Source organism: Nocardia sp. NPDC051787 (genome assembly GCF_040681325.1).
Classification (GTDB): domain Bacteria; phylum Actinomycetota; class Actinomycetes; order Mycobacteriales; family Mycobacteriaceae; genus Nocardia.
Genome location: NZ_JBFAYO010000016.1, coordinates 14,243 through 38,630, shown reverse-complemented (window position 1 = coordinate 38,630; position 24,388 = coordinate 14,243). Strand labels below are relative to the sequence as shown.

The following is a 24,388-nucleotide window of genomic DNA, read 5'->3' as shown; positions in this document are numbered from 1 at the left end:
GCGATGCGCGAACCGGTCGCAGCGTGGGTACGTTGGCTTTGTGTCTGCGGAGGACAAGGAAGAGACGACACAAGCCGCCGAACCCGTGGGCGGCGCTACCCGCATGCCGCAGTGGTTGCCGCGCGCGTTCCTGCTCGCCGCGGCGACGGTCGCGGCACTGCTGGCGGCGGGCTGGGTGCTCCAGCGCTTACAGGGCCTATTGACGGTTCTGCTCGTCTCGCTGTTCCTCGCGTTCGCCATCGAGCCCGCGGTGAACTGGCTGGCCCGGCGTGGGATGCGCCGCGGTCTCGCGACCGGACTGGTGTTCCTCGCCCTGGCGGCACTGGTCGTCGCCTTCCTGTGGACCCTCGGCGCGCTGCTGGTCGAGCAGGTCACCACCTTGGTGAAGCACGCGCCGGAGTACGCCGACGGGGTGGTGGACTGGATCAACCGCACGTTCAAGACCGACCTGTCCAGCACCGACATCCAGAAGTACGCCCGCGAGTGGAGCTCGACCCTGGAGGGCTACTTCACCGGATTGGCGGGCAACGTGTGGGGCATCGGCGCCGCCGCGATCGGCGCGATCTTCCAGGGCCTCGGCATCCTGTTGTTCACTTACTACTTCGCCGCGGAAGGCCCCCGCTTCCGCAATGCCGTCTGCTCACTGCTACCGCCGCGACGCCAGCGACATGTGTTGCGCGCCTGGGACATCGCGGTCGACAAAACCGGCGGCTACATCTACTCGCGTGGCCTGCTCGCACTCATCTCGACGCTCGCGCATTACGTGATGCTGCGAGTGCTGGACATGCCGTCGGCGTTCGCCTTGGCGCTGTGGGTCGGTGTGGTCTCCCAGTTCATCCCCACCGTCGGTACGTATCTCGCGGGTGCGCTTCCGGTGATCGTCGCGCTGGTGCACGGCCCGAGCACCGCGCTGTGGATTCTCGGCTTCATCGTGCTCTACCAGCAGTTCGAGAACTACGTGCTGCACCCGCGCATCACCGCGAGCACGCTGGACATGCACCCGGCCGTCGCGTTCGGCGCGGTGCTGGCGGGTGCGGCGCTGCTCGGCGCGACCGGCGCGCTGCTCGCCATTCCGGTGACCGCGACGGTGCAGGCGTTCTCCAGCGCCTATATCCGCCGCTACGACGTCGAGACCGACGAGACCGATGCCCGGCGGCGGCCGCCGAAACGGCGCCGGACGTGGGCCAGGCAGTTGACCCTCCGCCTGGCACGCTCCGACCAGCCACCCACCGAATAGGAACCGCGCCTTCCCACGAGTGGCCAGAAACTCGCCGGCCGATGTAGAACTCTTCGAAAACGATCAGCACCACAAGGTGCCGAGGCTGGATGGGAACAATGCTGAAGCGGCCGCCGGACCTGGCCTTCGACCTCGGCAAGATGCACCTCAGGCGCAACGACCTGGCGGCCGCGCGCGACGCGTTCCAGACCGCTATCGCGTCCGGGCACCCGAACTGGGCCCCGCTGGCCGCCGCCGAGCTGGGCGACCTGCTCAGCGCGGCGGGCGACAAACCGGCCGCGGAGGGCGCCTACCACGTGGCAGTGGATTCCGGCCACGCGGACGCGGCGCCGCGCGCCGCGTACAACCTCGGCTTGCTGCTGGCCGAGCGCGGCGACACCGCCGCTGCCGAGGCGATGTACCAGCGCGCGGCCGAGTCCGGGCATACCGACGCGGCGCCGCGCGCCTGGATCAATCTCGGGTATTCGCGGGCCAAGCGCGGCGACTCGGACGCGGCGCGCGCCGCTTACGAGCACGCGATCGCCTCCGGTCCCGGCGAGATCGCCAGGCTGGCCCTGTCCAACCTGGCTTACCTACTGCGCACCGACGACGATATGGCCGGCCTGAAAGCCGCCTACCGCACCGTCATCGACGATTGGCCCGCCGATCAGACGGTGATCGTCGCGGGCGACCTGGTTCAGCACCTGAGCGAGGCCGGAGATCTGGCCGGGGCAAGGGAGGTCAGCCGATCCCTGGCCGCATCGGACGATCCGGCCGTAGCCGCGCGGGCCAGCTTCGACATCGGAATGTTCAGCAGCAGGCTCGGCGACACGGAGACAGCGCTGGCCGCTTTCCAGCGCGCGCTCGAGTCGACGGACGCCGAAGCGCGCACGCGAGCGGCGGACGCGCTCGCGCCGTCCTACCACGAGCGGGCCGCGACCGTTCTGCGCGAGACCGACTGGGCCGGATTGGCTCACGCCCACGGTTCCGCCGCCGACGCCCCCGTCATGCTCGCCGACTTGATCGGCGATGACGTGGATGACCGGTCACGCAGCATCGATTTCCTGTATTCCACGGTCCTGCACCAGGGTTCGATCTACTCCGTCACCGCGCCCGCCGCCATGGTCGTGCTCGGCGCCCTGCTGCACGAGCGCACCGACGTGAGCTACGCCCGCGCTTGGCTCAGCGAGCCGCAGCCGCTGCGCTTGGAGCTGCTGAACTGGCTGCACGAGGTGATCGCCACCGCCGCATGGCAATCCGCCGCCGAGGATGACGACGCGCTCACCGCGGCCGGCCGCGCCGCCGCGGCGGCCTGCGTGGCGCTGTTCCCCGACATTCGCATCGCCGCCGCGGCCGCGCTGGCCATGACGGAAACCGACTCCGTCGCCGATGCCGCCACCGAGGTGCTCGCGACGCTGAGCTCACTGCCGGCGGTCACCGGGTGATCGCGCGCAGCACCGCCGCGACCGACTGTCCGGCGAGATCGTCCGAGAGCGGCAGGTGTCCGAACAGCGCACGGTAATAGATCGGCGCCGCGACCGCGTCGAGCACGAAATCGAGGTCGATTCCCGGCTCGATCTCGCCGCGCGCGATAGCCGACCGCAGCGCGGTCGCCGTGGTCCGGCGCCGCGGTTCGAAGACGGTGGCCAGGAAGTGGGCACGCAACTGTTCGTCGCCCGCCAGGTCGGCGACCAGCGCGGGCAGCACCCGGTGCAGGCAGGTATCGCGCAGCGCGGCAACGAGGTTGCGCATGGCGAGGGTCAAGTCCGCGCGGAGGTCGCCGGTGTCCGGAGTCGGCTGCAGGCCGAGCAGGTCGGCCACGACGTCGACCACCAGGTGGCGCTTCGACGGCCATCGGCGATAGATCGCCGGGCGGTGCAAGCCCGCGCGTGCAGCGACCTGACCGATGGACAGATCGGCGTATCCGACCTCGTCGAGCAGCTCGCGCGCGGCACTCAGCACCGCGGCGTCGATGCGATCGTCCCGGGCCCGTCCCGCCATCAGAAGACCGGGCGCGGCATCAGTACGACCCGCCAGCCATCCGGATCGGGAAAGGTCAAGCCGCCGTTGGCGGCCCAGAACGGATTCTCGGCGGGCACGGGCTCGACGCCGAATTCGCCGAGGCGCTGCGCCACGTCGTACATGTGGGTTTCGCCCTCGAAGTACAGCACCAAGAGATTCTCCGCGCTCGGCGCGTCGCCGGGGCTCCCGTCGACGTGCGAGGTGAACTCCAGGTGATATCCGGTCCCGGGCAGTCCGAGCATCACGCCGTCGTAGCCCGCGTGGTTCGCGAATCGATACAGCTCGCGCAGGCCGAGACCGTCGACGTAGAACCGCACCACCTCGTCGAGCCGGTCGGTTGGTCGTGCGATCCTGACCTGCGCCACCCCCAACGAGTCCGGCCAGTCCTCGGTTTCCATATCTCAAAGAATACAGTACGAACTGTACCGAAATAGTCTCCGTGCATCGACCGAAAGGGCCGCCTCCGGTTCGGTCGAACGCGAAGGCGGCTCTCGTATGCCCTGTCCAATGGGCGCGGTCGGACGTAGCCCGTCTTCAGCCTGGCGGCGGGCCGAAGGCGGACGTGCGCCTACCTCACTCGGCGGATTCGGCGGATTCGACACGCCTGCGGATGCGTCGTGCCGCGGCGACCAGGTTCCGCAGCGACGGCTCGAGCTGCCAATAGTGGCGAGTCTTCAGGCCGCCGTCCGGATTGGCCCACAATCTCTGCGGCGTCACCGCTTCTGCCGCCGCGGTGAGCAATTCGTCCAGCTCGTCGATGTCCGGTATGCGCGCGGACCGGCTCTCGTACACGCCGGGGCCGACGCCGTGGCTGAGCCCGTGCCCGGAGGCGCAGTCCTCCTTCAGCGCCCGCAGCACCCACTCGATGGAGCGGGTCGCCACGATCGCGGTGACGTCGGCGTCGAGCTGCTCGATCGCGTCGACCACCTCGGCGCGGCCGGAATAGCCGATGTGCGTGTGGATCTGGGTCTCGGCCTGCACACCGGAGGTGGCCAGCCGGAACGCGCCGATCGCCCAGCGCAGGTACTCCGCCCTGCCCTCCGGGCGCAGCGGCAGCATCTCCCGGATCGCGGGCTCGTCGACCTGGATGATCGAGATGCCCGCCTTCTCCAGGTCCACCACTTCGTCACGGATGGCCAGCGCCACCTGGTCGGCGGTCTCGTGCAGCGGCTGGTCCTGCCGGACGAAGGAGCGGGCGAGCATCGTGACCGGCCCGGTCACCATGCCCTTGACCGGCTTGTCGGTGAGCGACTGCGCGTAGCTGATCCACTCCACCGACATCGGCTCGGGCCGGGACACATCACCGTAGAGGATCGGCGGCCGCACGCAACGGGATCCGTACACCTGCACCCAGCCGAAATGGGTGGTCGCGAAGCCGTCGAGCAGCTCGGCGAAGTACTGGATCATGTCGTTGCGCTCGTGCTCGCCGTGCACGAGCACGTCCAGCCCGATGTCCTCCTGCAGCCGGATCGTCGCCTCGATCTCGGCCTCGATCCGCTTGCGGTACTCCTCGTAGGACAACCGTCCCTCACCGAGTTCATAGCGCGCCTGACGGATTCGCGTGGTCTGCGGGAACGACCCGAGTGTGGTCGCCGGCACCGGCGGCAAGTTGAGCTTGCGCTGCTGCGCTTCCCGGCGCACCTCGTAGGGCTCGCGCGAGCGCATATCCGACGTGATCGAGTACACCCGTTGCCGCACGGCGTGCTTCTGCTTGAAGTGCACCTCGGTCGGCCGCTTACGCCATTTCTCCGACGGACCCTCGGTGAGCGCCTTGGCGAGCGAAACCACTTCGCCAACCTTCTGTTTCGCGAATGCGAGCCGGTCAGCGACATTGCCCTCGATGTCGTATTCGATGAGCAGGTCGTAGGGCACGTGCAACAGCGTGGTCCCGGTCGAGACGACCAGGTCCGGGCACACCTGAGCGAGCTCGTTGAGGTATTCCAGCGTCACGTAGCGGTCGGCGCGCCACACGTTGCGCCCGCTGATCACACCCGCGTACAGGCGCTTGCGCCGGATGCCGGGAACCTTCGCCAGATCCTCCGGACGCATCCGATGACTAGCCAGGTCGAGGCCGATCGCCTCGACGCCGGTACCGGCCAGGATGGTCAGTGCCGCACCGAAATCGCCGTACTGCCCGGTGACCAGGATGCGCGGGCGCAGCGGCGCTTTGGACAGCCGGTGATAGGCGGTCTCGAACGCGGCCAGTTCGGCGGGCGTGCGCTCGCTGGTGAACGCGGGCTCGTCCAGCTGCACACACGTGGCGCCGCGCTTGGCGAGGATCTCGAACAGCTCCTCGTAGACCGGCAGCAGCTTGTCCAGCAGGCTCAGCGTGTCGAACCCGCCCGACTCACCGGGGATGTGACCGGCCTTGGACAGCAGCAGCAGAGACACCGGGCCGATGACGACCGGCCGCAGTTCGATGTCTTGCTCCCTGGCCCGGTCGAACTCATCGAGCAAAGCCTCGGGATGCAGTGAGAACTCGGTGTCGGCGTCCAGTTCCGGCTGACGGTAGTGGTAGTTCGTGCCGAAGAAGCGGACCAGCTCCAGCGGCGGCAGATCCGGGCGGCCGCGCGCCATCAGGAAGTAGAAATCCAGCGGGTGCATGCCCTCCCGGTACGGCTCGAACCGCTTGGGCACGGCGCCGAACAGCAGCGCGTTGTCCAGCACGTGGTCGTAGAACGAGAAGGTGTTGCCCGGCACCTGGGTCAGGCCGGTGGCGGCCAGCTCGTTGAACTGGGTCTCCTGGATCTCGCGCCCGACCGCCAGCAGTTCGTCGCGGTCGATACCACCGTGCCAGTAGGACTCCAGCGCCCGCTTGAGCTCGCGGTGTGGCCCGATCCTGGGATAGCCGAGGATGCTCGACCCGTAGCCGTCGGTCACGTTCACCATGAGCGGGACAACCCCTTTCAGTGTCTAATTTGCAGCGCCTGCGGCGCTGCGTGTTCGCGGCCCCTCTTTGGCTCGTGTTCGAGCGGGCGAGACTCGCGCCTGCGGCGCATGCGCTTCGCCCACTCGAACACGAGCCGGGCCGCGAACGGTGCTCGTAAGACTCGCACCCGACGGCGCTGGGAGGGAAGGATCAGGCGGTCGGAGTCCGGGGTTCGCCGTCGCCCGCACCACCACCTTCGACGGGGGTCCTCCCGGCATAGTCGAGAACCTAGCGGTTGTTGTACTGGTAGAAGCCCGCTCCGGTCTTCTTGCCGAGCAGCCCGGCCTCGACCATGCGCATGAGCAGCGGCGGGGCCGAGTACAGCGGCTCCTTGAACTCCGCGTACATCGAGTCCGCGATGGACTTCACGGTGTCCAGGCCGACCAGGTCGGTCAGCGCCAGCGGGCCCATCGGGTGGGCACAGCCGAGCACCATGGCCTTGTCGACGTCTTCTTTGGTGGCGAAGCCGGATTCCACCATGCGGATGGCCGAAAGGAGGTACGGCACCAGCAGCGCGTTCACGACGAAACCGGAGCGGTCGGCCGAGCGCACGACCTGCTTGCCGAGCACGTCGCCGGCGAAGGCCTCGGCCCGCGTGGAGACCGACTCGCTGGTCTTGAGCGTGGTGACCAGCTCGACCAGCGGCAGTACCGGGACGGGGTTGAAGAAGTGCATGCCGACCACGCGCTCGGGGTTCGCCGTGGCGACCGCGATCTTCATGATCGGGATGGAAGAGGTGTTGGAGGCCAGCACCGCCGACGGGTCGGTGACGACCTTGTCGAGTTCGGCGAAGATGCTCGTCTTCACCTTCTCGTCCTCGAGCACCGCCTCGACCACCAGCTGGCGGTCGGCGAAGTCGCCGAGGTCGGAGGTGAAGCGCAGCCGCCACGCGGCCTGTTCGCGCTCACGCTCGGTGATCTTGCCGCTGCTCACGCCACGATCGAGGGACCGCAGGATGCGGGCGCGGCCCGCGGCAGCTAGATCCCGGGTCTGCTCGTACACCAGCACGTCGACGTGCGCCCGTGCACACACCTCCGCGATTCCTGCGCCCATCTGTCCGGCGCCGATAATACCGACGCGTTGGATCTTTTCGCTGCTCACGTCCCGCTCCTGCTGGGTTGTCTGGCTCTGGGGTGGCTGGTCTGCGAAGGTGCCGCTCCGGTGTGAGCGAGCGACCCTCGATGGTCCAAGGTATAGGGATGCCCTCCCCGCCGGGGCTGTTCAGCGGGGAGGGCAGTACACCCCTACCGGAGTAGAGGATGGCCGATATTCACGTCGGGAACCTCGCTTCCCTCGGTTAGCACCAATTTCGACCTCGTAGCGTGTGTTCACTGCTTACGCAACCACGCACGCGCGAGGCCATCGAGCGCCGTTCGCGGCCCGGCTTGGGTCCGAGCGGCCGAAGCGCATGCGCCGAAGGCGCGAGTCTCGGACGCTCGGACGCAAGCCATCAAGGGGCCGCGAACACGCAGCGCCGCAGGCGCTGCTCAGTGAAATTGTCCCTCTTCGGTGGAGCCCTTGAGCGCCGCGGTGGAGGTGTTCGGGTCCACGGTGGTGGCGATGGTGTCGAAGTAGCCGGCGCCGACCTCACGCTGGTGCTTGATGGCGGTGAAGCCACGCTCGGCGGCGGCCTTGAACTCGCGCTCCTGCAGGTCGACGAAGGCGGTCATGCCCTCGCGGGCGTAGCCGTAGGCCAGGTCGAACATGCCGTAGTTGAGCGAGTGGAAGCCGGCCAGGGTGATGAACTGGAACTTGAAGCCCATCGCGCCGAGCTCACGCTGGAACTTCGCGATGGTCGCGTCGTCCAGGTGGGCCTTCCAGTTGAAGGACGGCGAGCAGTTGTAGGCCAGCAACTGGTCCGGGAACTCGCCACGGACGGCCTCGGCGAACTTGCGCGCGACCTCGAGGTCCGGCACGCCGGTCTCCATCCAGATGAGGTCGGCGTAGGGGGCGTAGGCCTTGGCACGCGCGATGCAGGGCTCGATGCCGTTCTTCACACCGAAGAAGCCCTCGGGGGTGCGGGTGCCGTCCAGGAACTCACGGTCGCGCTCGTCCACGTCCGAGGTGATCAGGGTGGCGGCCTCGGCGTCGGTGCGGGCGATGATCACCGACGGCACGTCGGCGACGTCGGCAGCCAGACGCGCGGAGGTCAGGGTGCGGATGTGCTGCTGGGTCGGGATCAGCACCTTGCCGCCGAGGTGGCCGCACTTCTTCTCGGAGGCCAGCTGGTCCTCCCAGTGCACACCGGCGGCGCCGGCGGCGATCATGGCCTTCTGCAGCTCGTAGGCGTTCAGCGCGCCACCGAAGCCGGCCTCGGCGTCGGCGACGATCGGGGCCAGCCAGTTGGAGACGGCGGTGTCGCCCTCGACCTTGGCGATCTCGTCGGCGCGCAGCAGCGCGTTGTTGATGCGGCGGACCACGGCCGGAACCGAGTTGGCCGGGTACAGCGACTGGTCGGGGTAGGTGTGGCCGGAGAGGTTCGCGTCACCGGCGACCTGCCAACCGGACAGGTAGATGGCCTTCAGGCCGGCGCGGACCTGCTGGACCGCCTGGTTGCCGGTGAGGGCGCCGAGCGAGTTGATGTAGTCCTCGTTGTTGACGAGATCCCACAGGATCTCCGAACCACGACGAGCGAGGGTGGCCTCCTCGACGACGGTGCCCTGGAGCTTCGACACCTGCTCCGCGGTGTAGTTACGGGTGACGCCCTTCCAGCGCGGGTTGGTGTCCCAATCCTTCTGGATTTCCGCAGCGGTCTTCGGGGTGCCGGCAGTCGACATCTGTGACTCCACTTCCTCGTTCGGTCGATGCCCAACGGTCGAGCTGTGGACAACTCGAACTGCTGGAGCGGCAATTTGCAGGCTTGCTAGGGCCTGGGGGTGTACTTCCACACGATGGCACATGAGGAAATGGCCGTCTACCTGTTGCTAATGCGAATCTGAGCTAGGTTTCCCTCCCCCTTTGCTAACTCTGCAAAATTTGCCACCGAATTGCAAAGGCCAAATCTACCCACCAGTAGCCCTGACGTGCGGTTTTAGCGTAACGCTCGTACTGTTAGCGGACCGCCAGCGGGGCACGCATGACACGTCCACCCATTCCCACCTGTGAGCACCTTCACAAGCCCGCTGTGGCGTGCATCACCGGGACAGTCGCCAGAAATCACGCTGCCCCACCCGGCCCAAAAACGCCGCCGATCCGCCGAGTGGCACATGGCTGCGGAGAAGTCGGAAATGACCTCTCCACCACGTGCCACTCGCCGTCGGTGCCGGGTCCGTGCCGTCTACGACGGATCGATGCTGTGCGCCATATTCCTTGTGCCCATGGGTAGTCCGAAGAGGTCCAGACAGAAGGAGATTCCGTGAAAACACGTACGTTGCTCGGTGCTGTTGTTGCCGCGGCGGCTGTCTCGATGGCGGGAAGCGCGGTCGCCGCTGCCGCCCCGACGCAGATCGCGAATCAAGATCCGGCCGAGTATCTGGTCGGCGACACTGTGTATTTCGCCTACGCCAGTTCGAACTGCGCTATCCGGCCGAATGGTGATGTGGGATGCGATATCCCATCCGGCACGAACCTGTACGGCTTGACCATCTACGACCTCTCCATCGATCTGCCGTTCCTGCCCGCCCATCCGACCTTCGGCCTGGTCGGTGCACACGGCCGCCCCGGCAGCCAACCTATCGCCGGAACTATCAACTACGCGGGCGCGAGCTGCACCGGCGGCGGCCGAGGCGCGCTGATCTGCACCTCGAAGGGCCACAGCTTCAGCTTCGGCTGGTCGGGCACCCAGATCAGCTGACGACGCTCCGGACGTCCACGGGCACCAGGCGCGTGCCGGAGGCGATGACCGCCGCGGGGTCTGCCGTTTTGCAACGTTCGTGCAACCCCCTCCCCGTGTCTGGTCTCGACTGTCCCTGCCCGGTCACAGTGTGCGAAAGACAGATGTCACCGGATCAGAGGGTCGAGAATGCCGTTTTCTGGAACTGCCCAATGGCGTGCCGATGAACCACGAAGACCATGGTGTCGGCCGGCAACGATCTGGTCGCACAAGTGACCGACGGGGTGCGACGGCTGTCGGCAGGAGAGGACTGGTGACATCACGACCGGACCAAGGCACGCTTCCGGATCGGGAGGCACTATTGGCGGCGTGCCGTGGTTGGCCGCCGACAACCGACAGCCCGATCCTGGCGGCGGCCGTTGAACTGGCGGAGCTGCACGAGATCCGGATGAGCGAACCGGACGGTGAAACATGGCAGATTGATCGGACGCGGCTGCGGTGGGCAGCCGCCATCGACCACCTGGTCGCCTCGACAACACCGGCGCCGTCTCCGGATGCACCCATGCACACCGAGACACTGGGACAGATCATCGACCGAATGGCCCAGCTCACAGCACTCGCGTTCGCCATGTTGATCGACGGACTGGAGATGGCCTTACGCGATATCCATACCCAGCTCAACGATCTGGCGAAGGGCTATGAAGATCTCGCCGCCGAAGTGCTCGCCGGAACCAGGCGCCTACCTTTTCGCGACCCCGGCCGATAGTGCCGCCTCCGTTCGCCGCATGGCTCACCGCCGCCCAGTGTGCGGCCGAACGGCCGACTACCGAACGAGGCAATTCGAGAAACGCGATTCCGGCAACGAGAGATGCGCGGAATCCAGCAGACTCAGGCCGACGGGCCGGCCGGGTTCGCTGTGCGCCAGTGTTCGGCGATGTCGATGCGCCGAGTGATCCACACCTGGTCGTAGGACTGCACGTGGTCGAGCAAGCGCTCCAGCGCGGCGGTGCGGGCGGGGCGTCCGATCAGGCGGCAGTGCAGGCCGATCGAGAGCATCTTCGGGCTGCCTTCCGCGCCTTCCCGATAGAGCACGTCGAAGGCGTCGCGCACGTGGGCAAAGAACTGCTCGCCGGTCGGGAAGCCCGCGGGGGAGGCGAAGCGCATGTCGTTGGTGTCCAGGGTGTAGGGCACCACTAGGTGGTCGCGGTCGTGCACGCGCACCCAGTAAGGGAGGTCGTCGGCGTAGGAATCGGCGTCGTAGACGAACCCGCCGTGCTCCACCACCAGTTCCCTGGTGTGCGGCGAATCGCGGCCGGTGTACCAGCCCAAGGGTGCGGCGCCGGTCAGCTCGGTCAGGATGCGCACGGCCTCGGCCATGTGCGCGTGTTCGGTGTCGCGGTCGGCCAGCTGGTAGGACTTCCAGCGCAGCCCGTGGCAGGCGATCTCGTGGCCGAGTTCGCGGAAAGCGGCCGCCGCCTCCGGGTTGCGCTGTAGGGCGCGGGCGACGGCGAAGACGGTCAGCGGCAGCCCGCGGCGCTCGAAGACGCGCAACACCCGCCACAGTCCGGCGCGGGAGCCGTATTCGTAGAGCGACTCCATGCTCATGTGGCGGTTCGGGAATGCCTCAGCGGGAGTCATTTCCGACAGGAACGTCTCGGAATGCGCGTCCCCGTCGAGGACGTTGTTCTCGCCGCCCTCCTCGTAGTTGAGCACGAACTGGACCGCGATTCGCGCGCCGCCCGGCCACTGCGGGTCCGGCGGGTTCGGGCCGTAACCGACGAAGTCCCGGACCTGACCGCTCATGCTGTGTCCCTTCCCGCATGAGCGCAGCCCTCCGTGGTCACGCTCCGCTGCCGCCTCCGGGCTTGACCACTCATCCGCCGAGCTCCCCGTACAGCCGCAACCGCGCCAGTCCGCCGTCGGGATAGATGTCCAGGCGGACCTCTTCCACCGACGCGGCCATGGGTGCCATCGGGAACCGATGTCTGGTGTCGGGCTGCAACGTGGTGCGCGGCAACAACTCCAGTTCGGTGCCGTCGGTGGTGCGACCGGTGAGCCGGGCCGCGCCCGGACTGTTGCCCAGGAAGTAGGAGGTGTCCAGCTCGGCGAGGCGGATCAGTCCCGGTCCGGCCAGGCGGATGCGTACCCAGTCGTTGCCCTCGTCCCTGCGGCGGGCGGTCTCCCAACCGTCGCCCATGGACCGGGCCAGGCCGGGATAGAGCAATTGATTGGGCGAACTGTAGAAACGGTTGGAGCAGTCCAGCACCAGCGCGCCGTTCTCCAGCGCGGCCAAGTCCAGCGGCCCGAGGCCGAGCAGTCGCGGATCGGGTCTTCCCTCGCCGTGCACCCGCAACCGCGCCACGCCGCCGTCGGGATGCATGGTCAGCTTCACATGTGTCCAGCGTTTCTCGTTCTCGACGGTGAACAGGTTGCTGCGGTCGCCTGCAACCGGGGAACGGTCGACCAGAATCACCCAATCGTCTTGTGCGGCAACGGTTTCCGCAGACGGATAGTCCTCGATCTCCAGCGCCGACACCGAAACCGCGGGCGGGTAGTTGCCCTTGAACCACGCGGTGTCGACCACGATGCCGCGGATCACGCCCGGCACGCCCAGCCGCACGATCGCGGAATCGTCGCCGGGCTGCCCGCGGTGCCTGCGGGTCTCCCAGCCGTCGTAGATCTGGCCTTTGTGCCCGAAGGTGGACGGCCGGTACTCGGCGGGGCAGGGGTTGATCAAATTCTCTTTCTCGGCGAAGAATTCGTCATCGGCCCAGATCACCGAGCCGCCGATCGGGCGGACCGCCAGATCCGGCAGCAGCGTGAACTCTGCGTCCTCGAGGCCGTCGCGCATCGCGCCTCCGGCGTCTTCGCGGGACGCGCGCGCATGGTCGGCGTCGTCCGGGACCGCTCCGTCAGGAAGGCCGTTCACGTCGCCTCCCCCGGAATCGGTGCGCGCACCGCCAGTGCGCGCAGCACCGCCTCGGTCAGTTCCGCGGCGCCCGCGGTCGGCCGGGCGCCGCAGTCGATGCCGCGCAGGACCGTGGCGGCCAGCGCTTCCGCGGTGGCGGGCTCGTCCACTACGTCGCCGCCGCGCCGGGCCAGATAGTCCAGCAGCCGCGGCACCGCCACGTCGATGGCCCGGCGGAAGAAGTCGTAGGTGGCCAGCCAGCGCGTGACCAGGTGACCGGGATGCATGTCCCAGCCCTGGTAGTACCCGCGCCGCAGGGCTCGGGCGACCAAGCGGTGATGGTTGCGCAGCGCGGCCTCGGGGTCGGCGCCGGGCACGATCTGGGTGGAGCCGTCGCACACCCAGACCCCGGTCTGGGCGGCCGCGACCTGCATGACCGCCTTGGCGTAGTCGGCGGCCGGATGGTCCAGCGCCTGGTCCGGCGCGGCGACACCACATGCCGCGGTGTAGTCGTAGGTGCCGAAATGCAATGCGCTGCAACGCCCTTCGGCCAGTCTCAGCATGGTGGCCACCGGGGCGGTGCCGTCCGCCGCGAGGATCGCCTGCGGGCTCTCGATCTGCAGTTCGAAGCGCAGACTGCCCTCCGCGATGCCGTAGCCGCGTTCCAATCCGACGCACAGCTGCACCAGCGCTGGGACCTGCTGCGCCGCACGGATTTTCGGGACCGTGAAGACGAAATCCTCCGGCACCCCGCCCGCGCCCTCCAGCACCAGGTCCAGGGTCCGCAGGGCACGCCGACGCTCACCGGCCCCCAAGCCCTTCATCCGGATGCCGCTGGTCGCCGGGTGCGGTCGCTGTGCCCGAGCATCGACGACGATCCGCTGCGCATCGTCGGAGTGCCGCCGGCCCGGGACCCCGTCAGGTTCGTCGGCGCCCGCCGTGGATTCTCCGACCGGCTGGCCACCGGAACGCCGCGACCATGACGCGAGCAGTACGCCCGCCGCGATGGCGGCGCGGTCCTCCTCGGCGTCGGAGCGCAGGCCGAAGCCGTCCTCGAAGTCGATGCGCAGGTCTTGGACCGGGTCCAGCTCCAGCCGCTTGCGCACGTCGGGCAGCGACCCGGTTTCGTCGAGGGTGGCCAGCAGATCGTGGTGGCGGTCGAGCAATTCGACCGCGGTGGCGCCCCATTCGCCAGGAGTTTCCTCCGCGACGCGATCGGCCGGGACGTACACCGTGTGGATCGGCTGCGACCTGCCGTTCGACCCCGGATACCTCCGGCGCAGCTCGGCGTCGACCGTGTCGAGCATCGCCTCGATCCTGGCGCGGACGTGCTCGGGCACCTTGGTCATCGCGACTCCTTCTTCCGCAGCGCGGCCCAGATCCGGTCCGCGGTCATCGGCAGGCGGTCGAGGCGGACGTCCACCGCGTCGCGGATCGCGTTGGCCAGCGCCGGCGCGACCGGGTTGTACGGCGACTCGCTCATCGATTTGGCGCCCAGCGGCCCGAGGATGTCGGCCGTCTCGGCGAAGCACACCTCGGTGCGGGGCACGTCGGCGAACTGCGGCACGTGGTAGTGCCGCAAGGTCTGCGTGCGCACCACGCCGTGGTCGCTGCGCATGTCCTCGTACAGCGCGGTCCCGATGGCCTGCGCGACACCGCCTTCCACCTGCCCGCGGCACTGCACCGGATTGAGCACCGTGCCCGCGTCGGCGGCCTGGATCGACTGGAGGATGCGGACCGAGCCGGTGTCGGGCTGCACGGCCACACGGAAGGCCTGCACGTTGAAGCTCACCGATCTCGGGCTGCCCGCGTGCTCGGCGCGCGCGGTGAGATCGCCGCGAGCCAGCAGCTCGGTCGCGCCGAGTAGCTGGTCACCGCAGTGCACACCGCCGGACGTCAGCACGCAGTCGTGCTCCGGAACGCCCGACACCTCGGCCGCCCTGGCCAGCAGCAGCCCGCGCAACGCGCCCGCGGCCGCGTAGACGGCCTTGCCCGCGACCACGATGCCGGTGGAGCCGAACGCGCCGGTGTCGTACTCCACCAGATCGGTGTCGGCATGCCGGACCACGATGCGGGACACGTCGGTGTCCAGCGCGGTGGCCGCGAGCTGCGCGTGCACCGTCGTCGTGCCGTTGCCGAACTCCGCTGTGCCGACGCGGATCTCGTAGCGTCCGTCGGGCAGCAGCGATGCCGTCGCGGTCGATCGGTGGCCGCGCGGCGGGATGGTCGCGATCATCGCGGCGGCCATCCCGGTGCCGACGCGCCACTCCGGGCCGGGTGCGTGCACGTCATTGCCCCGCAGCAGTGCCCGCTCGGCCAGGTCCAGGCACTGGTCCAGGCCATAGCTGCCGAACATCAGGTCACCTTCGTTCACCGCGGCTCCGACGAATGGATCGCCGGGCACCACGACGTTGCGGCGCCGGAATTCGAACGGGTCGATGCCCAGCGCATGCGCGAGATCGTCCAGCGCCGACTCGACCCCGAAGATCACCTGACCGAGTCCGTAGCCGCGGAACGCCCCGGACGGAACGTTGTTGGTGTACACCGCTCGCGCGTCGACGCGTTTGTTGGCGCAGCGGTAGAGCTCCACCGATTCACCGACGCCGTGGTACATCACGCCGCCGCTGTGGTTGCCGTAGGCCCCGGTGTCGGCGAGCACGTCGACGGCCAGCACGGTCAGCACGCCGTTCACGTCGGCGCCCGCCGTCACGGCGACCCGCATCGGGTGCCGGCAGGTCGCGGCGGTGAACTCGTCGGAGCGGGTGAACTCGTATTGCACCGGCCTGCCGGTCCGCAGAACGGCCAGCGCGATCAGGTCCTCGGCCAGCATCTCCTGCTTCGCGCCGAATCCGCCGCCGACCCTGGCCGCGAACACCCGTACCCGCTGCGGCGGCAGTCCGAAAACGCGGCACAGTTCGTCGCGCACCAGGAACGGAACCTGGGTACTGCATCGGATGACCAGCCTGCCCGCGTCGTCCAGCCAGCCGACACCGCCGTGCGTCTCCAGGTGCACATGCTGCCCGCGCGGTGAATGCCACACACTACGCACAACCTGGGCCGCTGCCGCCAGACCCGCCGCCATGTCGCCCACCTCGCCGTGCACTTCGGCGACCAGATTGCGGCTAGGATCGGCGATTCGCGCCGACTCGAGCTTGTCCCCATGCAGTTTCGGCGCGTCGGCTCGTAGCGCCTCCTGCGGGTCGAACACCGCGGGCAGGATCTCATAGTCGACGTGCAGCAGCTGGACCGCCGCGCGGGCGGTCGCGACGCTCTCCGCCACCACCGCGGCCACCCGCTGCCCGACGAATCGGACGGTCCGGTCCAGCACGTAGGTGTCGTCGGGATCGTCCATCCGAAGCTCATGCCGTGCGGTCGAGAACGCCACATCCGGTGCGTCGGCGTAGGTGAGCACCGCGTGCACGCCCGGCAGCGCCTCGGCGGCCGCGGTGCGGATCGATCGGATTCGCGCGTGCGGGTATGGACTCCGCAGCACCTCGATGTGCAGCGGGGCAGTTGGGGGCCGGTCGGCCGCATCGCCTACTCGCGACCTGTCCGCGGCGAAGAAATCAGCGGCGTACTCGCGCTGCATGGCCGCGGGCGGCAGATCGAGGGTGAACGGCTCGCTGCCGCTGACGATGCGCGCTCCGGCGAGAGCGCCGACTCCGGCGCCCACGCCTCCGGCCGTCGTCACGGTCTCGTCCGGTGCGATAGCGGCGGGATCGTCGGGGGTTGGCGGCTCACCCAATGCCGCCCGGATCGCGCGGTAACCCGTGCAACGGCACAGGTTTCCCTTCATCAACTCGGCGAGTTCGCTCTCGCGTCCGCTGAGTGGTCCTTCCGGGCAACCCAGTCCCGCCGCGGTGACGACCATGCCCGCGGTGCAGAAACCACATTGGAATCCGGCGTTCTCGACGAATCGGCGCTGCACCGGGTGGGGGTCCTCCGGAGTCCCGAGCCCGGCGGCCGTCGTGATGGCGCGCCCGGCAGCGCGGTAGGCGGGAAAAATACAGGAGTGCACCGACATTCCGTCGACCAGCACCGAGCAGGCGCCGCAATCCCCCGCGTCACAGCCCATTTTCACGGCCGAGTGGCCACTCTCACGCAAGGCCGTGCGCAGACACTGCCCCGGCCGCGCCTCGAACTCGACAGGGTTGCCGTCCACCTCGAACCGCATCACGATCGCCGCTCCCGCAGTTCATCGGCGACCTCGCGGGCGAGCAGCCCCGCGACGTGCCGCCGCCACTCCGGCGATCCGTGCGGGTCGTCGAACCAGAGCGTGGGATCGATCGCCTCCAGGGCGTCCTGCAACTCGATTTCGCTCGGCGGTGCGGCGAAGTCAAGGATGACCGGCTTGGTCGTGGCGGCCGTGATGGTGACCGCGCTGCGGCCATCGGGATCCCGCCGTCCCATCACCACCGCGCCGGACCGGCCGAGTGGGGCGAGCGCGATCTTCCGAAAGCTGGTGTGCGCCAGCAGACTCGACCGAGGCAGGTAGATCGAGCGCAGTACCTCGCCGGGCCGCAGGGCGGTGTATCCAGGACCGATGACGAAGTCCCGCAACGGAATACCACGATCGACGCCGTCCGCTGCCCACACCAGCGCCAAGCCGTCGAGCGCGGCCAGCGCACCGAGCACCGCTCCGGCGGGCAGCGCGAGACAGACGTTGCCTCCAACAGTGGCGGTGCGCCAGATCTTGTGTGAGGCCAGCAGCGCCCGGCAGGATTGCGCGAACAGCGCCGTCCCCGGCCACAGGTCGCGCAAGACCGGCGCGCCCAGCTCACGCCCCTGCGCGGCGCCCGCGAACTCGGCCAGGGTGCAGGTCGCGGCGATCTCCAGTCCGTCGTCCACCACCTCGAACGGGGGCCAGCCCATAGTCGTGATGTCGACCAGGCGCACCAGCTGCTCCTGCGGTTCGGAGAACAGGAAGGTGCCGCCGGCGAGCACTGCGGTCGACGCGCCGAGCAGCGTCAGGTCCTCTCGCTCCCGGGCGATCACCACCTCGCGGATCGTGTCCAGGTCCACGTCTCACCTCGTTCCTGCCTCCCCGTCACGGTAGAGCCAGTCGGTTGCCGCCACATTGCGCGCGACGTACGCCAGATTGCGCGGCCGTTACCTGGCCGCGCGACGACCGCCCGCGGCCGCGAGCCACCATGTCCGAGCCCTCGGTCACCATCCAGAGCTCCCGCCCGCCTCCGCGAGTCGCCCGAGCCGACACTGTCTCAGTATCTCGCGTCCGGCCTGACCAGGCACGAAACCGCGCTCACAGCCGCGATTGCGCCCCGCGCCCGCCCTGCTGACCGCAACTGCAACCCGATCACGGCCGACTCACCATCGCGCGTGCGCAACGTCACGACCCGCGGTTACCTTCGATCTACACCGAAGGAGGGCATCCACCGCACCACCTCCCCAGCGCGGTCTGGCGCACCACCAGCAAGCGCGTAGCGCGACGCGTTCGCAGCGGTCCGCTCATCCCGCTTTCGCGACCAACGCCGCCTGTGCCCTGGTCACCTCGGTGGCGACCACATCCGTGGCGACCGTGCGTACCTCACCGTCGCGGACCACCTGGCGTCCGTTCACCAGCAGCGCGGCCAGCGGCGGCGGTGCGCCGAGCACCAGTGCGGTCACCGGGTCATCGATTCCGGCGTGCGCGGCGGTGTCCAGGCGCCACAGTGCCAGATCCGCCAGTTTGCCTGCTTCGATCGAGCCGATCTCGGCGGCGCGGCCCAGCACTCGCGCGCCGCCGATGGTGGCGAGTTCCAACGCGGTGCGCACCGTCATCGCGCGGGGGCCGCCTCGATTGCGGGCCCACAGCAGCGCGTGCCGCGGCTCCTCGATCATCGAGCCGGACTCATTGCTCGCCGCGCCGTCGACGCCGAGCCCAACCGGGACGCCCGCGCACACCAGGTCGGCGGTGCGCGCGATACCCGCGCCGAGCCGAGCGTTCGAGGTTGGGCAATGCGCCACGCCGGTGCCGGTTTGCGCCATGGCCTCGATCGCGTGGTCGTCGAGATGGACGGCGTGCGCGTACCAGACGTCGGGGCCGAGCCAGCCGAGCCGCTCCAGGTATTGCGCCGGTGTGCACTCGAAAGCCTCTGCGCAGTAGTCCTGTTCGTCGATGGTTTCGGCAAGATGGGTGTGCAACCGGACACCGGCGGTGCGGGCCAGCGCCGCCGATTCCCGCAGCAGTTCCGGCGTGACCGAGAACGGCGAGCACGGCGCCAGCGCGATCCGCAGCATCGAGTCGAACGAAGGGTCGTGCCAGCGCTCGACGGCCTCCGCGCTCGCGGTGAGGATGTCGTCCAGGCTCTCCACTACATGGTCGGGCGGCAACCCGCCCGCACTCGCCCCGAGATCCATCGAGCCGCGGCAGGGATGGAAGCGCAGCCCGACGTCGGCTGCCGCGGTGATCTCCGCCCCGAGCAGGTCACCACCTTCGCGCGGGAACAAGTAGTGGTGATCCGTCGTGGTGGTGCATCCGGTGCGGGCGAGCGCGGCCAGCGCACCCGTGGCGGCGATGCGCACCGCGTCCTCGTCGATGCCCGCCCAGATGGGATACAGCGTGGTGAGCCACTCGAACAGGGTGTGATCGGTGGCCAAGCCGCGGGTGATCCACTGGTAGAGGTGGTGGTGGGTGTTCACCAAGCCGGGAGTCAGCAGGCAGCCGCGGCCGTCGATGCGCCGCGCGCCCGCGTCGGCTTCGGGCGCCTCACCCGCGCCGACCGCCTCGATCCGGTTGCCGCGCACGACGACGTAGCCGCGCGAGTACTCGGTGCGGCGCTCGTCGATGGTTGCGATGGCACAACCGGCGATGACGGTCACCTGGTCCACGCGAGACCCGCTTCTGGTGCGTCCGCGCGCGCCACGGTGGCGTGGATCAGACCGTAGGGCCGGTCGTCGGCGTGATAGACCTCGCCGCGGTTCTCGATGCCGAAACGGGCCAGGTCGTAGTCGAAATGGTGCTTGTTCGGCGCGGCGAGCCGGATCTCGGCCAGCACCGGGTACGCCGCAAGCGCGGCTTTGCCCATCTCGAACAGCGTCTGCTGGAGCGCTTTCGAGTGCAGCGTCGCGAAGGTCTCCACCAACCGGGCCCGCACTCCCGTGTAGACCTCGTCCCAGTCGACGCCGCCGGTGTCCGCGAAGCGCCACTCGGCGACCAGCGAGGTGGCGAGCATCCGGTCGTCGGTCTGGGCGAGCACGGTGAACTCGTCGGTCAGGAATCCCGCGAACTCCGACCCGGTCGACTTGAGGATGGTCAGATCCTTGACCCCGCACACGACCCAGGCCAGCCGATCCGCACCTCTACCGGTCACGGTGACCGCCGCCGTGCGTACCTCTGGCCCCTGGCGCACCCAGGTGTGGTCGTGCTCGACCCCGCCAACCGATACCCGCTGCCAGGCGTATTCGTCGACCTCGACCCGCGCGCTGGTCACCGGCTCGACCTCGGTGACGAAGTGGTCGGCCAGCGCCAGCGCGTAGTCCTCGATCGTGCGCAGTCCCGGCTGTTTCGCGAACGCGTATGCGGTCTGCTTCTGCGTGTCGGTGGGCAGCACCTTCGCCTGGTCACCCGTGACGTACGCGCCGGCGAAATCGCCACGCAGCACCGTGGATACGTTCACGTCACGGATCTCGTGCCGCGCGGTCTGCCGGTAGATCCGGACGATCCGATTCTCCGCCTTGCCGTATCGGTGGTCCGACAGCACGATCGGCCCGGTCAGTTCCATGCTCGGCTCAGCTCCCTCGGTAGGTGGAAAAGGCGAACGGCGACAACAACAACGGGACGTGGTAGTGCCGCTCCTCGGTGACGACGAACGCGACGACGACCTCGGGATAGAAGGTTTCGACCTCGCTGCGCGCGAAATAGGCGCCGGTGTCGAACACCAGACGATAGGTTCCCGGTTCGAGCGCATCGCCCAACGCCTGGATCCGGCCATCCGCGTCAGTTTCCCCCGAATCGAGCTGCCGCGCATGCTGATACAGCGTCACCGTGACGCCCGCGGCGGGTACGCCGCGCACCGCGTCCAGCACATGGGTGCTCAACGTACTCATGACCGCGCCTCGCTGGCGCTCGGCTCCGTCATGACCACGAACGTGGCTGCGCTGACTGTTCCCTCGCTCATGACCGCTCACCCAGCAGCGCGCGCAACCGGATGCGGTTGATCTTCGCCAGTTCTGTTCGCATGACTCGCCTTTCGGTCTCGGGGTCATTGCGCAGCCGGACGGTGAGCAGCGCGAGCAGTTCCTCGGCCGACCTGCCGCTCGCGCATACCAGGTAGAGGTGTCCGAACCGTGCCTCGTAGGCGCGATTGCCTTCGGCGAGCGCCGCGCGGACCGCGTCCGCCGCACCCGCCACCCCGGCCTGTTCCCGGGCCGATGCCGCCGAGCGCGGCCGCTCTCCGATGCGGGGGTGCCCCGCGAGCGCGAGTTCCAGCTCGGATTCCGGCAATCGCTCCAGCACCGCGTCGGCGGCGTCGAGCAGCGCCTCGACGCCCTGGTAAGGACGGCCATCGACCAGAGACCGCGCGAAGCCCGGCGACGAGCAGCAGCCGAGCACCGCGGTGTAGGCCGCGTCGTCGGACAGCGCGTCGAAGGCCGCGAGTCCAGATCGCTGATCCGTCATCCGACCAGCATCGAATACGACCCCGCGGACCGCCACCGGAAACGGGACAGATCACCCTCGGCGTGTCGCCCAGGTGAACGCGGCCTGAGCACTGGTTTCACGTCGTGCGGCGCAGACCGCCCGGTATTACCGTCATAGCCATGGCTGATCAGGTCCGCCCGGCTGTCGCACCCTGCGCGGGTGTCGTTCTCGCCGCCGGCGCGGGAACACGCTACGGGCGGCCCAAAGTGCTCGCCGATGGCGGCGCATGGCTGCGTGCGACGGTGGCCGCACTGCGCGACGGTGGCTGCGATCCGGTGATCGTTGTGCTCGGCGCGACCGGCCCGACGCCGCAGATCGTCGATCTGCCGCCGGGCGTGCAGCACGTATGGGCCGCCGACTGGGCCACGGGGCTCAGCGCCGCACTACGTGCCGGTCTGATCGCCGCGGCCCGCACCCCCGCGCGCTACGCCGCGATCATGCCGGTGGATACCCCCGACATCGGCGCCGATGTAGTCGCCCGGGTCCTCGCCGCCGCACTCGCGGCACCCAGCGGCCTCGCGCGCGCTGTGTTCCATGACACACCCGGGCACCCCGTTGTTATGGCGCACAAGCATTGGAACGAGGTTTGTGGGACCGCCGCAGGAGATTCCGGAGCTCGCACCTATTTGACCGGCAGAAACGATATGGTGTGCGTCACGTGCGACGATTTGGCGACGGGGATCGATCGTGACTTTCCGGCCACGACCGCACGGTGATCGGAGCTAGCTGATGCGGGACATCATCGACGACCTGTTGCGGGTGTGGCACTCGGGCCGGACCGGTGGGCTGGCCACCATCGTGCGCACGGTGGGTTCGGCCCCGTTACCGGTGGGCTCCGCGATGCTGGTCGACCCGGACGGCGGCGTATACGGTTCGGTCGCCGCGGGCGGGCTGGAGGACATTGCGTACGAGGCCGTGCTCCAAGCCGCACGCACCGGCCGGCGCGCGATGCACCGCTTCGGGGTAGCCGGCGGCTTCGAGGCGGGTACGAACGGCGAGGGGATGATGGACGTCTTCACCGAACCGTTCTCCCGAAGACATTTCCCGGAGTTCCCCGATGTGGCCGCGGAGATCGCGGCGCACCGGAGGGTCACCGTCTTCACGGTGGTCTGGAACTCCGACGCCGACCTGATCGGCCAGCACCTGATCACCGACCGAAGACACCCGACCGAACTGGTCGCACTGCCGGATTCGGACGTATTCGTCGCCTCGTTCGCCCCACCCCCGCGCCTGATCATCTTCGGCGCCAATTCTTTCGCCGCCGCCCTCACCGTACAGGCCAAGCTGCTCGGCTACCGGGTGACGATCTGCGATTCGCGCCCCAATTTCGCTACGCCGGAAGCGTTTCCCGGCGCCGAAGTCGTGGTCGACTGGCCGCATCGCTATCTCAACACCCTCTCCGCGGCCGGTGAAATCGATAGCAGCACCGCCATCGTCGTGCTCGCGCACGATCCCACCTTCGAAATCCCGCTCCTCACCGTGGCACTGCGACTACCCGAGCTGGGGTACCTCGGCGCTATGGGTTCACGCCAGGTGCACATCCGGCGCATGGAGGACCTCCGGGCAGGCGGTTTCGGCGACGAGACCCTCGCCCGACTACATTCGCCCGCGGGCTTCGACATCGGTGCGCGCACGGCCCCCGAAGTCGCGGTCTCGATCGCGGCCGAACTTCTTGCCGCACGTGCCGCGCAACCGGCGCGACCGATCGACGCCTACAGCGGTGAAATTCCGGTCACCCCGAAAACCGCTGTCGGGCTCGGAATCTAGTTACTTCAGGCCGGGATTCTCGGCATACACCTCGCGCAGCACGGACAGGTCGAACAATTGCTCGGCCTTGATATCGATCTCCGCGGTGCGTAGCGCCGCGATATTCTGCTCGATCAGCGCGTCGGTCATCGTGAGCAGGCCATTGGCGGCCGTGTCCCGCGAGACCACCAGATCGTTCTGCGCGATGGCCTCTTTCGTCTGCTCGGCCAGATCGAGCTTCTGATCCTTGCCGTACACCTCGACCGCGAGCCGGGCCGACTCGGCTGGATCGGCAACCGCGTCCTTCCAGCCCTTGATCTCGGCGGCCAAGAACGCCTTCAGCTTGTCACGCTCCTTGTCGATGGTGGATTGCGCGACCGTCAGCGTCTCGGCGACCAACGGCAGGTTGAAGTCGGCGAACAAGAAATGCGTGTTCTGGAAGCCTTTGGCGGCCAGTACGATCGGCTCGTTGGTCACATAGCTGACCCACCCGTCGACCTCGCCGTTGGCCAGCGGGGTTGGGTCGAACTGCGCGGGCACGACGGTGACGTCGCTGGGCTTCAACCCGTTGGCGGTGAGCAGTGCGTTGAAGATCAGCTGGTTGGTGTCCTGCACGCCGATCTTGCGGCCCCTCATCTCCGCCGGCGTCCGGATCGGCTTGGCCGCGGAACTCACGATCGCGAACGGGTTCTTCTGGTAGGTGGTCGCGACGATCTTCGCCGGCAGACCCTCCAGAATCGCCGGTGCGGTGGTCTGCGGCGCCGACAGCCCCAGCCACACCTTCCCGGTGTCCAATCCCGCTTCCACGGACGTGCTCGCCGCGCCGCCCGCGATCAGGTCGACCGCACCGAAACCGGCTTCCTTGAAATAGCCTCTCGCGTCGGCGAAGTACTCGCCCGCGAATTCGATGTTCTTCAGCCAGGACAGCTGCACCGCGACCTTTCCGAATTTCGAGCCGTCCGGAGTCGAGCCGCCCGAGGTGCCGCTTGTCTCACCGCCGCAGGCGGCCAAGGCCATCGAGCCGCCGAGCACGGCCGCGGTGAGCGAGGAATAACGGAGAAAAGTGCGTCGGTTCAGGTGCCCGAACGTGGAGCGCTGCACGGGTGTCATGGGCCGAATCTAGGTGCATCGCGTTTCGAATTCTTTACTTTGAGGTT

General features: G+C 68.5%; 21 protein-coding genes. 6 read left to right on the top strand and 15 right to left on the bottom strand.

Features of this window, described 5'->3' with window-relative positions; translation table 11 throughout:
* The first annotated feature begins 40 nt into the window (after positions 1–40).
* Positions 41–1,237 carry an AI-2E family transporter gene (locus AB0M45_RS18425; RefSeq protein WP_364330054.1) on the top strand — a complete coding sequence of 399 codons (1,197 nt, stop codon included), beginning with the start codon at positions 41–43 and terminating at the stop codon, positions 1,235–1,237.
* Between the two features lie 89 nt (positions 1,238–1,326).
* Positions 1,327–2,661, top strand: coding sequence for a tetratricopeptide repeat protein (locus AB0M45_RS18420; protein WP_364330051.1), 1,335 nt, complete (start codon positions 1,327–1,329; stop codon positions 2,659–2,661).
* On the opposite strand, the gene AB0M45_RS18415 is transcribed toward AB0M45_RS18420, so the two are convergent.
* The 5 genes from AB0M45_RS18415 to aceA form a co-directional block, all read right to left on the bottom strand.
* Positions 2,651–3,217, bottom strand: coding sequence for a TetR/AcrR family transcriptional regulator (locus AB0M45_RS18415; protein WP_364330048.1), 567 nt, complete (start codon positions 3,215–3,217; stop codon positions 2,651–2,653). The two genes, AB0M45_RS18420 and AB0M45_RS18415, sit on opposite strands and share 11 nt — an antisense overlap.
* The gene (locus tag AB0M45_RS18410; protein WP_364330045.1) at positions 3,217–3,636 is read right to left on the bottom strand and encodes a VOC family protein; all 420 of its coding nucleotides are present in this window, start codon (positions 3,634–3,636) and stop codon (positions 3,217–3,219) included. The genes AB0M45_RS18415 and AB0M45_RS18410 overlap by 1 nt, the downstream gene beginning before the upstream one ends.
* 175 nt (positions 3,637–3,811) lie before the next feature.
* Positions 3,812–6,127, bottom strand: coding sequence for a 5-methyltetrahydropteroyltriglutamate--homocysteine S-methyltransferase (metE, locus tag AB0M45_RS18405; RefSeq protein WP_364330042.1), 2,316 nt, complete (start codon positions 6,125–6,127; stop codon positions 3,812–3,814).
* Positions 6,128–6,395: 268 nt separating this feature from the next.
* Entirely contained in the window at positions 6,396–7,268 is an 873-nt protein-coding gene (locus AB0M45_RS18400) for a 3-hydroxybutyryl-CoA dehydrogenase (protein ID WP_364330039.1), read from the bottom strand.
* 386 nt (positions 7,269–7,654) lie between these two features.
* A complete protein-coding gene (aceA, locus tag AB0M45_RS18395; protein ID WP_364330036.1) occupies positions 7,655–8,944 on the bottom strand; it encodes an isocitrate lyase in 1,290 nt (429 codons plus the stop codon).
* A 578-nt stretch (positions 8,945–9,522) separates the two neighbouring features.
* Between aceA and AB0M45_RS18390 the strand changes: the two genes are divergently transcribed.
* Positions 9,523–9,960 (top strand): hypothetical protein, encoded by a 438-nt coding sequence (locus tag AB0M45_RS18390; protein ID WP_364330033.1) that lies wholly within the window; start codon positions 9,523–9,525, stop codon positions 9,958–9,960.
* 292 nt (positions 9,961–10,252) lie between these two features.
* Entirely contained in the window at positions 10,253–10,705 is a 453-nt protein-coding gene (locus AB0M45_RS18385) for a DUF4254 domain-containing protein (protein ID WP_364330030.1), read from the top strand.
* Positions 10,706–10,827: 122 nt separating this feature from the next.
* Here the strand turns inward: AB0M45_RS18385 and puuE are convergent, their stop codons facing one another.
* The 9 genes from puuE to uraD all read right to left on the bottom strand — a co-directional run bounded on the left by puuE (position 10,828) and on the right by uraD (position 21,464).
* Complete coding sequence (gene puuE / locus AB0M45_RS18380; RefSeq protein WP_364330027.1) at positions 10,828–11,742, bottom strand: allantoinase PuuE; 915 nt, start codon at positions 11,740–11,742, stop codon at positions 10,828–10,830.
* Between the two features lie 70 nt (positions 11,743–11,812).
* Positions 11,813–12,790 carry an allantoicase gene (gene alc / locus AB0M45_RS18375; RefSeq protein WP_364330429.1) on the bottom strand — a complete coding sequence of 326 codons (978 nt, stop codon included), beginning with the start codon at positions 12,788–12,790 and terminating at the stop codon, positions 11,813–11,815.
* Positions 12,791–12,864: 74 nt separating this feature from the next.
* Complete coding sequence (locus AB0M45_RS18370) at positions 12,865–14,196, bottom strand: aldolase/citrate lyase family protein (protein ID WP_364330024.1); 1,332 nt, start codon at positions 14,194–14,196, stop codon at positions 12,865–12,867.
* The gene (locus AB0M45_RS18365) at positions 14,193–17,021 is read right to left on the bottom strand and encodes a molybdopterin cofactor-binding domain-containing protein (RefSeq protein WP_364330426.1); all 2,829 of its coding nucleotides are present in this window, start codon (positions 17,019–17,021) and stop codon (positions 14,193–14,195) included. The genes AB0M45_RS18370 and AB0M45_RS18365 overlap by 4 nt, the downstream gene beginning before the upstream one ends.
* Positions 17,021–17,869 (bottom strand): FAD binding domain-containing protein, encoded by an 849-nt coding sequence (locus AB0M45_RS18360; RefSeq protein ID WP_364330021.1) that lies wholly within the window; start codon positions 17,867–17,869, stop codon positions 17,021–17,023. Before AB0M45_RS18360 ends, AB0M45_RS18365 begins: the two co-directional genes overlap by 1 nt.
* 444 nt (positions 17,870–18,313) lie before the next feature.
* A complete protein-coding gene (locus tag AB0M45_RS18355; RefSeq protein ID WP_364330018.1) occupies positions 18,314–19,675 on the bottom strand; it encodes an 8-oxoguanine deaminase in 1,362 nt (453 codons plus the stop codon).
* Complete coding sequence (pucL, locus tag AB0M45_RS18350; protein ID WP_364330015.1) at positions 19,663–20,568, bottom strand: factor-independent urate hydroxylase; 906 nt, start codon at positions 20,566–20,568, stop codon at positions 19,663–19,665. Before pucL ends, AB0M45_RS18355 begins: the two co-directional genes overlap by 13 nt.
* A 7-nt stretch (positions 20,569–20,575) precedes the next feature.
* A complete protein-coding gene (gene uraH, locus AB0M45_RS18345) occupies positions 20,576–20,893 on the bottom strand; it encodes a hydroxyisourate hydrolase (RefSeq protein ID WP_364330012.1) in 318 nt (105 codons plus the stop codon).
* Between the two features lie 67 nt (positions 20,894–20,960).
* Complete coding sequence (gene uraD / locus AB0M45_RS18340; protein ID WP_364330008.1) at positions 20,961–21,464, bottom strand: 2-oxo-4-hydroxy-4-carboxy-5-ureidoimidazoline decarboxylase; 504 nt, start codon at positions 21,462–21,464, stop codon at positions 20,961–20,963.
* Between the two features lie 140 nt (positions 21,465–21,604).
* Between uraD and AB0M45_RS18335 the strand changes: the two genes are divergently transcribed.
* Both AB0M45_RS18335 and AB0M45_RS18330 read left to right on the top strand, forming a co-directional pair.
* Positions 21,605–22,201 carry an NTP transferase domain-containing protein gene (locus AB0M45_RS18335; RefSeq protein ID WP_364330005.1) on the top strand — a complete coding sequence of 199 codons (597 nt, stop codon included), beginning with the start codon at positions 21,605–21,607 and terminating at the stop codon, positions 22,199–22,201.
* A gap of 13 nt (positions 22,202–22,214) precedes the next feature.
* On the top strand, positions 22,215–23,252 hold the full coding sequence (locus AB0M45_RS18330; RefSeq protein WP_364330002.1) for an XdhC family protein: 1,038 nt from the start codon (positions 22,215–22,217) through the stop codon (positions 23,250–23,252).
* Here AB0M45_RS18330 and AB0M45_RS18325 read toward each other — a convergent pair whose 3' ends face one another.
* Complete coding sequence (locus AB0M45_RS18325) at positions 23,253–24,341, bottom strand: ABC transporter substrate-binding protein (RefSeq protein WP_364329999.1); 1,089 nt, start codon at positions 24,339–24,341, stop codon at positions 23,253–23,255. It lies immediately after the preceding gene.
* Between the last annotated feature and the right edge of the window lie 47 nt (positions 24,342–24,388).

Coding starts and splice junctions, on each gene's coding strand:
- AB0M45_RS18420 (WP_364330051.1), top strand. CDS start 1,327: ATGGGAACAATGCTGAAGCGGCCGCCGGACCTGGCCTTCGACCTCGGC.
- AB0M45_RS18415 (WP_364330048.1), bottom strand. CDS start 3,217: ATGGCGGGACGGGCCCGGGACGATCGCATCGACGCCGCGGTGCTGAGT.
- AB0M45_RS18410 (WP_364330045.1), bottom strand. CDS start 3,636: ATGGAAACCGAGGACTGGCCGGACTCGTTGGGGGTGGCGCAGGTCAGG.
- metE (WP_364330042.1), bottom strand. CDS start 6,127: ATGGTGAACGTGACCGACGGCTACGGGTCGAGCATCCTCGGCTATCCC.
- aceA (WP_364330036.1), bottom strand. CDS start 8,944: ATGTCGACTGCCGGCACCCCGAAGACCGCTGCGGAAATCCAGAAGGAT.
- puuE (WP_364330027.1), bottom strand. CDS start 11,742: ATGAGCGGTCAGGTCCGGGACTTCGTCGGTTACGGCCCGAACCCGCCG.
- alc (WP_364330429.1), bottom strand. CDS start 12,790: ATGCGCGACGGCCTCGAGGACGCAGAGTTCACGCTGCTGCCGGATCTG.
- AB0M45_RS18370 (WP_364330024.1), bottom strand. CDS start 14,196: ATGACCAAGGTGCCCGAGCACGTCCGCGCCAGGATCGAGGCGATGCTC.
- AB0M45_RS18365 (WP_364330426.1), bottom strand. CDS start 17,021: ATGCGGTTCGAGGTGGACGGCAACCCTGTCGAGTTCGAGGCGCGGCCG.
- pucL (WP_364330015.1), bottom strand. CDS start 20,568: ATGGAACTGACCGGGCCGATCGTGCTGTCGGACCACCGATACGGCAAG.
- uraH (WP_364330012.1), bottom strand. CDS start 20,893: ATGAGTACGTTGAGCACCCATGTGCTGGACGCGGTGCGCGGCGTACCC.
- uraD (WP_364330008.1), bottom strand. CDS start 21,464: ATGACGGATCAGCGATCTGGACTCGCGGCCTTCGACGCGCTGTCCGAC.
- AB0M45_RS18335 (WP_364330005.1), top strand. CDS start 21,605: ATGGCTGATCAGGTCCGCCCGGCTGTCGCACCCTGCGCGGGTGTCGTT.
- AB0M45_RS18330 (WP_364330002.1), top strand. CDS start 22,215: ATGCGGGACATCATCGACGACCTGTTGCGGGTGTGGCACTCGGGCCGG.
- AB0M45_RS18325 (WP_364329999.1), bottom strand. CDS start 24,341: ATGACACCCGTGCAGCGCTCCACGTTCGGGCACCTGAACCGACGCACT.